Below are 13,084 nucleotides of genomic sequence, written 5' to 3'. Positions count from 1 at the left end.
TTATCCGAGATGCCAGTGAGATATTACCTGTTTGGCGCTGAGGCCCCGACACGCCGCGCGAGCGGCCCGAGCGACTCAAGCAGACGTTTGACGATCGTGTCGAGAAAGCTGTCGATCGCATCCTGGTGGCGGGACACCGGCGCGTGGGACGGTTTCAGCAGATAAAGGGTACGGGTCAAAGGGGTATCTGAAATGCGTTGAACCGCAATTTTACCGGCCCGAATTTCCTCCACCGCAGTTCCGTAGGGCATGAAGCTCGAAGCAGCTCCCCGTACTACCAAGGTGCGCATCGCAGGAATGGACTGCGCCTCATAGACGATCCGCAGATTTAGCGTATATTTCTCGGCGGCACTTTTCAAAAGGCGCTGGACCATGTCACGTTCACCAGCTTGGACCAGATCATGCGTCAGCGCTTCGGCCAGCGTCAGCGACTCCGGTAGAGGCGTGTCAACTGCCGGACGTACGAAAAGCAATTCCTCAATCAGAATGGCCTTGCGCTCAACGCCTGGACGCGGCTCGTCAGTTCCATAGGCGAATGCATAATTGAGCTCGCCGCGTTCGAGGGACATCGCAAGGCCGTAGCTGAGCTCTTCCACGAGGCTGAGCGACACGTTCGGCATGGTCTGCTTGGCGTCGAGCAACATGTCCGGGCCGATCTGTAGCATGATGCTGGGGGTCAGCCCCAATATGAGCATCTCCTGCTCATGACCCGACACGCCGCGAAACTCTCGCTTGATCTCTTCTACGTCCTGAAGCAGTCGGCGAGCGCGCTCCAACAGGAGCTTGCCGGCCTCGGTGAGTTCCACGCCACGAGAATGGCGCAGCAGCAAATCGGCGTGAAGTTCTTGCTCCAGCTGTCGAATTTGCAGGCCAAGGGCAGGCTGGGCGACATTGAGTTGCTCGGCAGCGCGCGTGATGTTTCCGACCTCTGCGATCCGCACGAAATATTGAAGCTGTCGGAGATTGATCTTCGCCTCCTCTGGAAATGCAAGACGCCAATTATGTCGCTGGCGAGCCTTGTCGAGAAGAAGCTAATACATCATGTCCATGATCACGAGGCACGTTACCGTGCAGGACGAAGCCAGCGTTCGATCCGCTCCAACGCCGAGAAAAGGGCGACGCTCACCAGGATCACAAAGATGATAGTGGCAAAAACGCCAGGAAGATCATACCGTTCAGCAAGATCATTGATGAGCTGACCGAGGCCGCCAAAGTTGATCAGGAATTCAACGCCAATGAGGTTTATCAGTGTGAAAATCAAGCCGAGGCGAATACCGGTAAAGATCGTAGGAATCGCCGCAGGAAACTGAATTTTCCAGAACATCTGCGTCGGGCTCAGATTGTAGCTGTGGCCCACATTCAGCAGCGTTTTCCTGACGCCCTGGAACCCTTCAAGCGTCTTCAACAAGGCCGGAGCGAGCCCAGCAACGAATCCCATCGCGACAATCGTTGCCGAGCTGCGACCAAATATGACGAGAAAGAGCGGATAAGCGAGTACGATCGGTGCAGCAGCGGCGGCTGCGATCCATGATTCTGTGGCCAGCCTCAGGATGCGGTGCCTGTGAAGCAATATGCCGCCACCGATGCCGAAGCCGATGACAAGCAGGCTCGCGGCAAGTGCCTCTGCACCGGTAACCAGCAGCCGGTGCAGAAGCTGCTCCTCGGCGAACAGTCGACCGAAGGAGCTGATAACGGCAGAGGGGAAGGGGATGACGAACTGGTTCAGCACCCCGACAGCGAGCATGACCTCGACGGCGCAGAAGGAGAGCGCGACGCAGCCCAGCCCGAATGCAATGGGCGGTATCCTGACAATTTGCACGGTTTAGGCTCCCCTCAGCCGCGCACTATCCTCGGCTTCCGCCATACCACGCGATGCCTCCTCACGCAGATCGTTCCAGATCTCCGCCACATAGCGGCCGAAAGCGTCACTGCCGACCACATCACCCTGGCGCGGGCGCGGCAGATTAATATCTACGATCCTTTTCACCTTGCCGGGCCGGAACGTCATGATGAGGACCCGGTCGGAAAGCTGCACGGCTTCCGTGATGTTATGAGTTATCAGCAGCGTCGTCTGGCGCAAATCCTGCTGGATCTTGAGAACCTTGTCTCCGAGCAGCACGCGGGTCTGCTCGTCCAGGGCCGCGAAAGGCTCGTCCATCAGCAGGATCTTGGGCTCGAATACCAGCGTGCGGGCAATGGCCACGCGCTGCCGCATGCCGCCGGAGAGCTCGGACGGATAGCGCTGTTCGAACCCGGTCAAGCCAACCATGTCGATGAACTTGCGTGCAATCACATAACGCTCCGCTTTGGGAACGCCTTTGACTTCCAGCGGAAAGGCGACGTTATCGATCACGGTGCGCCAGGGGAACGTCGATTCCTCCTGGAAAACCATGCCAATCGACGCATGAGGCCCCGAGATCCGTTCGCCTCCGACAACGACAGAGCCGTCGTAACCGCGCACGAGCCCGCCGAGGATGTTGAACACGGTCGACTTGCCGCAACCCGACGGGCCGATGATGGATACGAACTCTCCTCGCTTGATCTCGAAGGACACTCCGTCAACGGCGGTCACCGTGCCTTCACGCGTATTGAAACGCATGGAGACGTCCTGGATGACCAAATCGATTTCATCGGTCGTGTCGGCCGCCAGACGCAGCTTCGCACCGGATGCCCGCATATCCGTTTCGTCCTCTGAATGGCTGCCGCTCATAAACCCGATCCGCGCTTCGAAACGCACAATGGTGCGGCGCGCGGAACGGAGGCATTGCTTTCTGTTGCGATAAATCCGAGCATGCCGGCCCTTCCCTTTATCGCGGTCGTCGTTATGGAGATGCTCCGCTTGCAATCGACGGTATGAGCGTCGGGCAGCCAGGTCCAAGATTATCTCGCTTGGCCTCTCAAACATTTGTGCGGTACCCTCGACGCTCCGCGTGGGTGCGCGAAAGTCGGTGTCGCACACATGAGTAGAGGATCAGGTCGGAGTCGAGATCCGGAAATCATGGCAAGCAGAAAGCACGCGCGGGTCGATGAGCCGGCGGTCGAGTTTAACGATCTACCCTTGCAATCGAGCGTCGGCTATCAGTTGCGCATGGCTAATCGCGCGATGCAGCGTTATCTTCAGTCGCAGATCGAACCGCACGGCGTGACACTCGGCATGTGGTACTTCTTGCGCGCTCTTTGGCAAGAAGACGGCCTCACACAGCGCGAGCTGTCCCAACGAATCGGCACGATGGAGCCGACAACGCTCTCTGCCTTGGCGGCGATGGAGCGCTCCGGGCTGGTGACCCGTGAGCGTGACGGTACGGATAGGCGCAAGCTGAACGTGAGGCTCACGCCGAAGGGACATGCGTTGAAGAAAAATCTGATCCCCTGCGCGGAACACGTTATCGATCGCGCGACGATCGGCTTCGCTCCAGAGGACAAGGCGAGATTCCTGGGCTATCTCGCCGCGGTTCAGCGCAATTTTGGGGGCAACTGCGCAACGGCTGAAGAGGTCGACTAGAGCATTTCGAGCGAAGTGGACACCGGTTCGCGTGAAGAAAATGCGATAAAACAAAGATCTGAAGCAATCTCGTGATTCGGAGAATTGCGGAATTGCTCTAGTCTCCAGTCGCTTTAGAGGCTTCGCGGGTCATTCCCGCCGCCATGGTCGGGTTATAGCCTGGCTTCACCCGCGCATCTATCAAAACCGACGCGCCTGCCTTTGCGGCTGCGGCTCCCTCACGGACGGCTGTCACGAGTTCGTCCGTACTCGATACCGGACCGATTCCAACGAGTCCTTGCGCCCGCGCAATGGCTGCGATGTCGATATCGGGATCTCCGATCCGCTGCCCGATCCACTTGTTTTCGACAGGCCGGTCGCGGGTGCGCGCGACGCGCTCCTGATGGATCTCATCATTGTAGAACGACCGGTTATTCGAAACGATCGCCAGGAAAGGCAGCTTGTAGTGAGCGGCCGTCCACAGCGCCGAAACCCCCATCATCGTATCGCCGTCGCCGAGCACGGCGACCGGAAGCCGCTCGGAGCCCTTGAGCGCAAGCGCTGCGCCAATGAGCATGCCGGGGCCGGAACCGATACCGGCGCCGCCGTCGGAACCGAGATAATCGAGCGGGTGGCGAAAATGCCAGGAATCGCCGGCCCAGCCCAGCGGCAGCCGCACCAGGGAGACGATCTCGTCGCGCAGGACCTCACCGATCGCCGCGGCAAGCGAGACCACGTCGAGTTCGCCGGCCTCGCTCCCGAGCCTCAGCGCAGGCAGGGCCGGAAGCGTGTCCGGCTCCGGGCCTGCGCCCACGCCGAGCTCGTCCGCGATGAGATGCAGGGTGAGGTCCGGGTCGCCGCTCAAATACAGGTCGGCGGGCGGCAGCGCCTGATGATCCATGCTCCAGCCATTGTGGAGATGGTGATCGAGCGCAACGTTGATCACCTTCGCACCGGCCGCGCCGCCCCCCTGCTTCAGCGTTCCGGCGAGATCGACCCAGTCGAAGGCTGCGATCACGTCCGCCTCGCGAATATGCTGGGCTCCCGTCTCGTCGAGGAAATGGCCGGGCTTGGCGGCGTGGAGCTCATGGTCGGTCGGGAAGACCGCGCCCACCTTGATATCGGTGAGCACCCGCGCCTTGAGCCGCTCCGCGAGCGCGACACGGCGCGCCCAGTCCCGCGGGTCGCGCGACAGCCGGCCGAGCAGGATGAGCGGGTTTCGGGCGCCGGCAAGCAGCGCGGCGGCGGCGGCGATGTCATCGCTCGCCGGAACGCTCGTGGACGGCGCCCTGTAGCGCGCCGGATCGGGAAATTCGGGCATGGCCTCCAGGCGTCGCTCCTGCATGGAGACGTCGAGGCAGACATAGGTCGGCGCCATGGGGGTCGCGCGCGTCAGGTTGACGGCGCGCAGCAGCGATTCGAGCGTCGCCGGCACCGAAACGGGCTGGTCGTCCCATTTGATGTAAGGCCTGATCAGCGCCGCCTGGTCCTTGGCGGTGTGCAGCCAGTCGATCCAGGGGCGCCGCTCGGCGGCGTCGAAAGGCCCCGTCGCGCCGAGGATGAGCATGGGAACGCGATCGCACCACGCATTGTAGATCGCCATCGCTCCATGCATGAGCCCGACATTGCTGTGAAGGATCACGCCCATCGGATGGCCGGCCACTTTCGCATAGCCATGGGCTACGGCGACGGCATGCTCCTCGTGCAGGCACAGCAGCATCTGCGGCTGCTCGTTGCCGAGATGGTTGACGAGGCTGTCATGCAACCCGCGGAAGCTCGAACCCGGATTCAGGGCGAGATACGGTATGTCGAGCTTGCGAAGCATGGCGGCGACGGCGTCACTGCCCCAGATCCCGTTATCATGGGATGCCACCGGCACGTCGATGCCGTCCAACGGAATGCTCATCAGGTTTTCCTCGGTTGTTCTTCTCATTGCTCAGGCGCCGCCGCCATCCGCACTTCTCGCACAGGATGTCAGCGGCCAGAACGGTTGATGATTGTCTGGCAGCAAGCTCCGGTGCTTTGGGCAGGAGCCGATCGAGCGCATGACGCTCGACCGGCGGCTCGTCGTCACAAAGGCGGGATCCCGCGGGCCGTTCAGGCGCGGCCCTGTTTCAGGCTGACGTGAACATTCTTCTCCTGCGTGAACGCCAGGAGCTCGCCCAGGCACTCCTCGCGCCCCAGCCCCGATTGCTTCCAGCCGCCGAAGGGCGCGCCGAGGAAATGCTTCGAGACCTCGTTGATCCAGACGAAGCCGGCCTCGACCGCCATCGCGGTGCGGTGCGCCTTGAGCAGGTCGTTGGTCCAGATCGAGCAGGTCAGCCCGTATTCGACGCCGTTGACCTGCGACACCATCGCAGCTTCGTCGTCCCAGGGCGCGATCGCCAGGACGGGACCGAAGATCTCCTCGCGGGCGATACGCATCCCTGGCTCGACATCGGCGAAGATGGTCGGTTCGATGTAGAAGCCCTTCTTCAGGGCCGGGCCGTCCGGCGTGCCGCCGCCGGTCACGAGGCGCGCGCCCTCCTCCCTGGCCGATGCGATGTAGCCGAGCACGCGCTCGTACTGCGTGCGGCTGATGATGGCGCCCATCGTCGTCGCTTCGTCCGTCGGCAGGCCCGGCACATAGTGGCTCGCCTTGGCCGGAAGGCGGGCCAGCACGTCTTCGTAGATGGCGCGGTGCACGAAAGCGCGGCTGGTCGAGCCGCAGGACTGCCCGCACCAGGTGAAGTTCATGCCTGCGACGATGGCCTGCGCGACCCGCTCCGGATCGGCGTCCGGAAAGGCGATCAGCGCGTTCTTGCCGCCGAGCTCGAGCAGAACCGGCTTGATCGTGTCGCTCGCGGCGCGCATGACCGCGCGCCCCGCACCCACGCTGCCGATGATCGCGACCTTGTCGATGCCGGGATGACCGGCAAGTGCGGCGCCCGCCTCGCGCCCGCCCGGCAGGACGCTGAACACGCCCTTCGGCAGGATGCCGTGGACGAGCTCCGCCAGCCGCAGCGATGACAGCGGCGCCTGTTCCGGCGGCTTCACGATGACGGCGTTGCCGGCCGCGAGCGGGGCCGCGATCTTGCCGGCACAGAACATGAACGGGTGATTGAAGGCGAGGATGCGCGCCACGACGCCGAGCGGCTGCCGGACCGTGAGATTCAGCGCGTCCGGCCCCATCGGAATGGTGTCGCCCTTCATCTCGGTGACGAGACCTGCGAAGAAATCGAGCTGGGCGGCGGCGATCGCGGCGTCGCCGATCATCTCGCGCACGGGATTGCCGCAGTTCGCCGCATCGAGCGCGGCGAGTTCGCGCGCATTGGCGCGCACCACGGCCGCAACCTCCTTGAGAAGGCGCCCGCGCTCCAGCGGCGCGACATCGCGCCAGACACGGAAAGCCTCCCGGGCGGCGGCGACCGCTGCGTCGACATCGGCGCCGTTCGCCTCCGCAACATCGCCGATCGCTTCATCGAGGCCGGGATTGAAGGTCGGATTGTAGCGCCCCGAGCTGGGATGATGCCATTCTCCGTCGAAATAGAGACTACGGCCGCTCGGTGCCGGTTGAGATTTCAACATCCTTGGGTCCTCACAAGCCACCGCCACGTCGAAGGGCGGCCACGAGGGCCGCCCTTCCCAAACTGCTTCAGGATCAGGAGTGCGCCGCAGCCGCCATCTCGGCTTCCGTCTCATCCTGCTCCATTCCCTCGATCAGCGCGATCTCCTCGTTCGACGCGCCGAGCCGGCGCCAATCCTCGCCCTTGGGGACGATCCCCTGATAGGAGCGCAGCTTGGCCTGCGGGATATGCGGTTCGATCAGGCCGATGGGCGGACCGCCCGCGGCATATTTGCGGGCGGCATCGATCATGACGCGGCGGAACTGCACGATGGCGATGTCGCTGGCGCCGAGACGTTCGCTCGTGCGGTCGGCAATCGGCCCCATGGACTCCCACATCATGATGTCCTGGTTGGGGATGCCCGGGACGCCCGTGAAATTGCCGAGCTTCATCCACTGACGATCCTGCAGGTAATTATTGGCGCGGGTGCGCAGGACCGGCTTGTAGTTCTTGTCGAGATCGATCCCCACCTGAGCCACGCAGAACTTGCGCCAGCTCTCCTGGTCGATGCAGTCGTCATTGCCCCAGGCGATGAAGTGGAAATAACTCGAGACGTCATCCTTGGGCACGATCACGCTCGCGACGTTGTAGGACGAGTTCGGCGGAATCAGCGCGGTGAACGGCGCCACATAGACGGTCAGACGGACGTAGTCATGCGTCTGGGCATTCGTGATCGGCCGGCGCAGGGCGGCGTAGCGGAAACCGTAATTGGTGAGCTGGACCTGGATTCGCGGGTTCTTGTCGGTGGAAGGCCGCGTCCAGTGCGTGTCGGTCGCCCCGGCCGTGGTCACGCGCGCCGGCTTCATGTCGGAGGAGTGGAGGCTCGAGGAGTGAGCGGAGTCGATCTGCCCCTCCATGATCTGGGCCCAGTTGCAAGGCAGGTCGATCTTCACGATCGAGACCTTGGCTTCGGGCGTCGGCGCCCAAGGCGGCGGCTCGAACTCCGGCATCTCGTCCTTCGGCCCCATATAGACCCAGATGAAGCCGCCGGCCTCATGGGTCGGATACGCCTTGTGCTGCACCTTTTCGGCGAAACCGCTCTCGGCCGGCTCGGAGACCATCTCCAGTACCTTGCCGTCCACGTCGAACTTCCAGCCGTGGTAGAGGCAGCGCAGGCCGCATTCCTCGTTGCGCCCGAAGAAGAGCGAGGCCTTGCGGTGCGGGCAGTATTCGCCGAGCACGCCGATGCGCCCGTCCGTGTCGCGGAAGGCGACGAGATCCTCGCCGAAGAGCCGGACGCGAACCGGGGCACCGTCGCTCTCGACGAGTTGTTCCGAGAGCAGGGCCGGCACCCAGTGGCGCCGCATCAACTGGCCCATGGGCGCATCGCCCTCGACACGGCATAGCAATTGGTTTTCTTCGTGCGTCAGCATTGGCTTCCCTCCATCCATCGGCCGGGACTAGCCAGCCGGATAATACTTAGATATCTAATCCTCACATTAGTCTGGATGCAAGCTCCTGTCGAGCGGGAGCAGGCTGAGGGTGAAAATGGCCGAGGAAAATCAGACCTTTAATGTCAAAATCGTCGAGAAGCGGGCGATCGCGGACGACATCGTGATGTTCGAACTGCAGACCGTCGACGGCAGCCCGCTGCCGCCTTTCACGCCGGGCGCGCATCTGGGCGTGCAGGTGCCCAATGGCGAGCTCCGCAAATATTCGCTCTGCAACGGGCCTGACGAACTCGACCGCTACGTCATTGCGGTGAAGAAGGAGCATGGCGGGCGCGGCGGGTCGATCAGCCTGATCGAGGGCACCGAGGTCGGCGACGAACTTCCGATCACGCCCCCGCGCAACGACTTCTCCCTGAAGGAGGGTCCGTCGAGCTACATCTTCATCGCCGGTGGCATCGGAATCACGCCGATCCGGTCGATGATTCGCCATCTGATGGCGACGCGGGGCAGGCCGTTCAAGCTCTATTACTTCACACGGACGCCGGCGATGATGGCGTTTCGCGAGGAATTTGCCGGCCCGGAATTCCGCGGCAAGGTCGTCATCCACCACGACAATGGCGACCCGGAACAGGCCTATGACCTCTGGCCCGTGTTGGAGGAGCCGAAGGGCGCCCATCTCTACTGCTGTGGCCCGCGCGGCCTGATGGAGGCCGTGCGCGACATGACCGGCCACTGGTCGTCGGCTGCGGTGCATTTCGAGGATTTCGGCGCCGCCAGGGCTCGCCCGGAGGACAACACGCCCTTCACCGTTGTTCTGGCCAAAAGCGGCGAGCGCTACGAGATCCCGGTCGACAAGACGATCCTCGAAGTGCTCCGCGCCGCGGGCAGGACATTGCCGAGTTCCTGCGAGAGCGGCACCTGCGGCACCTGCAAGACGCGGCTCGTCGGCGGCGAACCCGATCACCGTGATCTGGCTCTTTCCGAGCAGGAACGCGCGCGCAACATCATGATCTGCGTCTCGCGCGCGAAATCCGACGAACTTGTGCTCGATCTCTGAGGAACGGCGATGAGTGATCCGTTGCGCCTTGGCGTGGTCGGTCTCGGCCGCGCTTTCATGTTGATGCTGCCCACCTTCGCTCAGCATCCGCTGGTGCGCCTGACCGCGGCGAGCGATCCGCGCGAGGAAGCGAGACGGCAGTTCGAAGCCGATTTTTCAACACCCGCCTCGGCCGCGCGCTCCTACGAGACGCCCGAAGCGCTATGCGCCGATCCCGGCGTGGACGTCGTCTATATCGCTTCGCCTCACCAGTTCCATGTCGAGCACGTGCGGCTGGCCGCGCGCGCCGGAAAGCACATTCTCGTCGAAAAGCCGATGGCCCTTGCCCTGGCCGATTGCCGGGCCATGATCCAGGCCGCCCGCGAGAACGGAGTCCATCTCTTGGTGGGACACAGCCACTCCTTCGACGCTCCCTATCTTCGCGCCACCGAGCTGATCCGCTCCGGTGAATACGGCCGGCCGCGCATGATCCTGGCGGCGAATTTCACGGATTTCCTCTACAGGCCCCGAAGGCCGGAGGAGCTCGACACCAGCCAGGGCGGCGGCGTGGTGTTCAGCCAAGCCGCGCACCAGGTGGACGTCGTCAGGCTGCTGGCGGGAAGCAGGATCAGCACCGTCCGCGCCGTGACGGCACGGCTCGATCCGGCGCGCCCGACCGAGGGCGCCTACCAGGCGTTCCTGACTTTCTCCGATGGCGCGAGCGCCATGCTGACCTACAGCGGCTACGGCCGCTACGACACCGACGAGCAGCTGGGCTGGCTCGGCGAGCTCGGCCAGAAGAGGGACCCGTCGCAATATGGCTCGGCGCGCCGAGCGCTCGCCAAGATCGCGACGCCGGAGGAAGAAGCCGCGCTCAAGAACAAGCGCGCCTACGGCATCTCGACAGGCGGAGCCGGTCCCTTTCCCGTCCCGGCAGGTCACAACCATTTCGGACACGTCGTGGTCTCATGCGACAAGGCCGATCTGCGGCCGACGGCCGAAGGGGTCCACATCTACGCCGACGAACGCAACTGGCTCGACCGGTTGCCGGTCCCGGTGGTGCCGCGATCGGAGGTCGTGGACGAGCTCTACGCGGCCGTGCGCAATGGGGTGCCGCCGCTCCACTCCGGCGAGTGGGGCATGGCGACGCTGGAAGCCTGCCTCGCCATCCTCGATTCGGCGGCCTCCGGCCGGGAGATCGACCTCGGCGGCTCACCTGCGGGCGTCTGAGCCGTTCTCCCGACGGCGCAGACGCCGGCTCAGGCATAGGCGGGCCGTTCCGGCGCAAAGCCCATGATGGCGGCGAAGCGCCGGCTGAAATCCGGCCAGGCTTCCGGATTGACGATGCGCGGCGGCGCCCGGCCGTTCAACAGTTCGATCCACTGCTCCGCCGCCGAAACCGCCATCTGGCGCAGCGCCTCCTCGGTGATGCCGCCCGTATGCGGCGTCGCCAGGACATTGTCGAAAGCCAGCAGCGGATGGTCCGGCGGCGGCGGCTCCTTCAGGAACACGTCGATGCCGGCCCCCGCGATGCGCCTCTCGCGCAAGGCCGCGGCGAGCGCCTCCTCGTCATGGATTCCCCCGCGGGCGGTGTTGATGAAATAGGCGGTCGGCTTCATGAGCGCGAACTCCGCCGCGCCCAGCATGTCGAGCGTCTCCTTCGAGCGCGGGCAATGAACGGAGACGTAGTCGCTGCTGCGCAGGAGCTCGCCGAGATCGACCTTGCGTCCATGGCGGCGCGCGATCTCGTCGGCATCGAGATAGGGATCGCAGGCCAGCACCGTCATGCCGAACAGCCCGTGGCAGAGTTCGGCGAAGCGGCGGCCGATCGTGCCGATGCCGATGATGCCGACCGTCTTGCCGTGGATGTCGTTGCCTTGCAGGGCATAGCGGTCGATTGCAGCGCCCGGCCGGCGCAGCAGCTTGTCGGCGAGCCCGATGCGCTTGGACAGGGCGAGCATCAGCCCCAGCGCGTGCTCGGCCACCGCCTCGGTATTGGTTCCGCCCTGGTTGCAGACCAGGACGCCGGCCGCCGTGCAGGCATCGACGTCGATATAGTCGTAGCCCGCGCCGGTCGAGCTCATCGCCAGCAGATTCGGACAGCGCGCGATCAGCGCCGCATCGCCGAACCAGGGTTCGCGCAGCTCGGTGCGTGCCTGGACCTGATAGCCGTGGGCGCCGGCCATGATCTGCCAGTTGCGGGCTTCCGGCGTGGCGTAGTCGAGCTTGACCAGCTCGAGGTCGTCGCGGTCGCGCAGCATGGTCTCGGCTATGGAGTCGACCCAGCTGTCGAAGAAGACCAGCCGCGGCCTGTTGGTCGAAATGCCTGTCATGATCCGTCCGTCCGGGAGCTAGGCCGCATCTGCGGCGGTTCCAGTGAAGAATACGCCGCTCGATCCGCAGGAAGCCGGGATTGAGCGCGAAGCCGCAGCATGGGCGCCCGCCTGCCCGTCCGGGCTGAGGGGCACCGACGCTTCGACCGGGAGCTTGGCCGCGAGGCGATTGCCATTCTCCGGAATGTCGCTTAGTTTTCTAACTAATAAAAGATGGAAACGGCACTGGCGAGCAGGAGGAGAGCATTGAGAATCTTGCTGGGCCTGCTCGTCGGGCTGGGAATCGTCGCGGCGACATTGGTGGCCGCCGAAGGAACCAAACAGCTTCATGTCGCGATCGTCTCGCGAACGATATTTTATCTCCCTGTCTGGCTGGCAGCGGAGAAAGGCTACTTCAAGGACGAGGGGCTCGACGTTCGCATCGACGTCTTCGACAATGCCGAGAAAATCAACGGCGCCCTGCGTGAGAACGCCGTCCAGATCGCCGTCTCGACGCCCGAGAGCATCATCGTCGACGCGCTCAAGGGCGGCAGTTTGCGAATGGTCGCCGGGAACGCCGGTCGGCTGCCGCACTATGTGATCGCGCGCCCGGAGATCCGCTCCATCGCGGATCTGCGCGGCAAGACGATCGGCGTGCTGTCGAACGAGGAAGGCACCACGCATCTCGTGCCTGAAGTGACACGCAGCGCGGGCCTCCGGCCCTCCGACTACACGGTGAAGGCTGTGGGCGGCGCGCCGACGCGCTGGCGGCTATTGCGTTCGGGCGAGATCGACGCCGGCCTTCAGCCGTTCCCGCTGAGCTACGAGGCTGAGGCTGCCGGCTTCAGCAATCTCGGCCCCTTGGCAAATTTCGTGCCCGACTGGCAGTTCACGAGCGTCAATGTCGACCTGCGCTGGGCGGAGCGGCATCGGGCGGAACTCGTCGGCGCCCTGCGCGCCCTGCAGCGGGGGCTCGACGCGATCGCCGGGGATCCCGCTTCCGCGGTCAAGGTCGCGGCGCGCGAGCTCCAGACCGACGAGAAGCTCGCCGAACGCGCCATCCGGGATACTGCCAGGCTGGGGATATTGACGCCGAAGATGGAGATCTCCGCCGCAGGCACGAGGCGGGTCCATCAGGCATTGATCGCGGCCGGGCTCGTCCGGGACGAGCCGTTCGGCCTCGAACGCGTTTCCGATGCGCGGTTTCTGCAGGAAAGCCGCCGATGAACGAGCCGGCGCGATCCCGGAGTTCCTCCGGC

11 protein-coding genes are annotated in these 13,084 nt (G+C 64.0%); 4 read left to right on the top strand and 7 right to left on the bottom strand.

The genetic code is table 11. The features are described 5' to 3' along the window. Positions 1–23: 23 nt before the first annotated feature. The 3 genes from ACWH43_RS04545 to ACWH43_RS04535 all read right to left on the bottom strand — a co-directional run bounded on the left by ACWH43_RS04545 (position 24) and on the right by ACWH43_RS04535 (position 2,878). The gene (locus ACWH43_RS04545; RefSeq protein WP_260349002.1) at positions 24–968 is read right to left on the bottom strand and encodes a LysR family transcriptional regulator; all 945 of its coding nucleotides are present in this window, start codon (positions 966–968) and stop codon (positions 24–26) included. Between the two features lie 95 nt (positions 969–1,063). Next, positions 1,064–1,819 (bottom strand): ABC transporter permease, encoded by a 756-nt coding sequence (locus tag ACWH43_RS04540; RefSeq protein WP_260348567.1) that lies wholly within the window; start codon positions 1,817–1,819, stop codon positions 1,064–1,066. Between the two features lie 3 nt (positions 1,820–1,822). Next, positions 1,823–2,878, bottom strand: coding sequence for an ABC transporter ATP-binding protein (locus ACWH43_RS04535; RefSeq protein ID WP_260348573.1), 1,056 nt, complete (start codon positions 2,876–2,878; stop codon positions 1,823–1,825). Between the two features lie 120 nt (positions 2,879–2,998). On the opposite strand from ACWH43_RS04535, the gene ACWH43_RS04530 reads away from it, so the two are divergent. Further along, the gene (locus ACWH43_RS04530; protein WP_260348579.1) at positions 2,999–3,502 is read left to right on the top strand and encodes a MarR family winged helix-turn-helix transcriptional regulator; all 504 of its coding nucleotides are present in this window, start codon (positions 2,999–3,001) and stop codon (positions 3,500–3,502) included. Positions 3,503–3,599: 97 nt separating this feature from the next. Here the strand turns inward: ACWH43_RS04530 and ACWH43_RS04525 are convergent, their stop codons facing one another. The 3 genes from ACWH43_RS04525 to ACWH43_RS04515 form a co-directional block, all read right to left on the bottom strand. Then, complete coding sequence (locus ACWH43_RS04525; RefSeq protein ID WP_260348582.1) at positions 3,600–5,387, bottom strand: thiamine pyrophosphate-binding protein; 1,788 nt, start codon at positions 5,385–5,387, stop codon at positions 3,600–3,602. Between the two features lie 191 nt (positions 5,388–5,578). Further along, entirely contained in the window at positions 5,579–7,048 is a 1,470-nt protein-coding gene (locus ACWH43_RS04520) for an aldehyde dehydrogenase family protein (protein ID WP_260348586.1), read from the bottom strand. Between the two features lie 73 nt (positions 7,049–7,121). Beyond that, positions 7,122–8,459, bottom strand: coding sequence for a Rieske 2Fe-2S domain-containing protein (locus ACWH43_RS04515; RefSeq protein ID WP_260348590.1), 1,338 nt, complete (start codon positions 8,457–8,459; stop codon positions 7,122–7,124). 115 nt (positions 8,460–8,574) lie between these two features. Between ACWH43_RS04515 and ACWH43_RS04510 the strand changes: the two genes are divergently transcribed. Then, entirely contained in the window at positions 8,575–9,534 is a 960-nt protein-coding gene (locus ACWH43_RS04510) for a PDR/VanB family oxidoreductase (protein WP_260349003.1), read from the top strand. Positions 9,535–9,543: 9 nt separating this feature from the next. Beyond that, positions 9,544–10,743 carry a Gfo/Idh/MocA family protein gene (locus ACWH43_RS04505; RefSeq protein ID WP_260348593.1) on the top strand — a complete coding sequence of 400 codons (1,200 nt, stop codon included), beginning with the start codon at positions 9,544–9,546 and terminating at the stop codon, positions 10,741–10,743. 29 nt (positions 10,744–10,772) lie between these two features. On the opposite strand, the gene ACWH43_RS04500 is transcribed toward ACWH43_RS04505, so the two are convergent. After that, positions 10,773–11,846, bottom strand: a complete 1,074-nt coding sequence (locus ACWH43_RS04500; RefSeq protein WP_260348601.1) for a hydroxyacid dehydrogenase — start codon at positions 11,844–11,846, stop codon at positions 10,773–10,775. A gap of 255 nt (positions 11,847–12,101) precedes the next feature. Here ACWH43_RS04500 and ACWH43_RS04495 point away from each other — a divergent pair, with 255 nt between their 5' ends. Continuing rightward, positions 12,102–13,052 carry an ABC transporter substrate-binding protein gene (locus ACWH43_RS04495; RefSeq protein ID WP_448153407.1) on the top strand — a complete coding sequence of 317 codons (951 nt, stop codon included), beginning with the start codon at positions 12,102–12,104 and terminating at the stop codon, positions 13,050–13,052. Positions 13,053–13,084 lie beyond the last annotated feature (32 nt).

The organism is Allobosea minatitlanensis (assembly GCF_964020775.1).
Note: the sequence above shows the minus strand (reverse complement) of the source record. Positions and strands in the feature narration are given on the sequence as shown.

Bases quoted from the DNA above. Each gene is read 5' to 3' on its own strand.
- ACWH43_RS04530 (WP_260348579.1), top strand. From the start codon at position 2,999: ATGGCAAGCAGAAAGCACGCGCGGGTCGATGAGCCGGCGGTCGAGTTT.
- ACWH43_RS04525 (WP_260348582.1), bottom strand. From the start codon at position 5,387: ATGAGCATTCCGTTGGACGGCATCGACGTGCCGGTGGCATCCCATGAT.
- ACWH43_RS04520 (WP_260348586.1), bottom strand. From the start codon at position 7,048: ATGTTGAAATCTCAACCGGCACCGAGCGGCCGTAGTCTCTATTTCGAC.
- ACWH43_RS04515 (WP_260348590.1), bottom strand. From the start codon at position 8,459: ATGCTGACGCACGAAGAAAACCAATTGCTATGCCGTGTCGAGGGCGAT.
- ACWH43_RS04510 (WP_260349003.1), top strand. From the start codon at position 8,575: ATGGCCGAGGAAAATCAGACCTTTAATGTCAAAATCGTCGAGAAGCGG.
- ACWH43_RS04505 (WP_260348593.1), top strand. From the start codon at position 9,544: ATGAGTGATCCGTTGCGCCTTGGCGTGGTCGGTCTCGGCCGCGCTTTC.
- ACWH43_RS04500 (WP_260348601.1), bottom strand. From the start codon at position 11,846: ATGACAGGCATTTCGACCAACAGGCCGCGGCTGGTCTTCTTCGACAGC.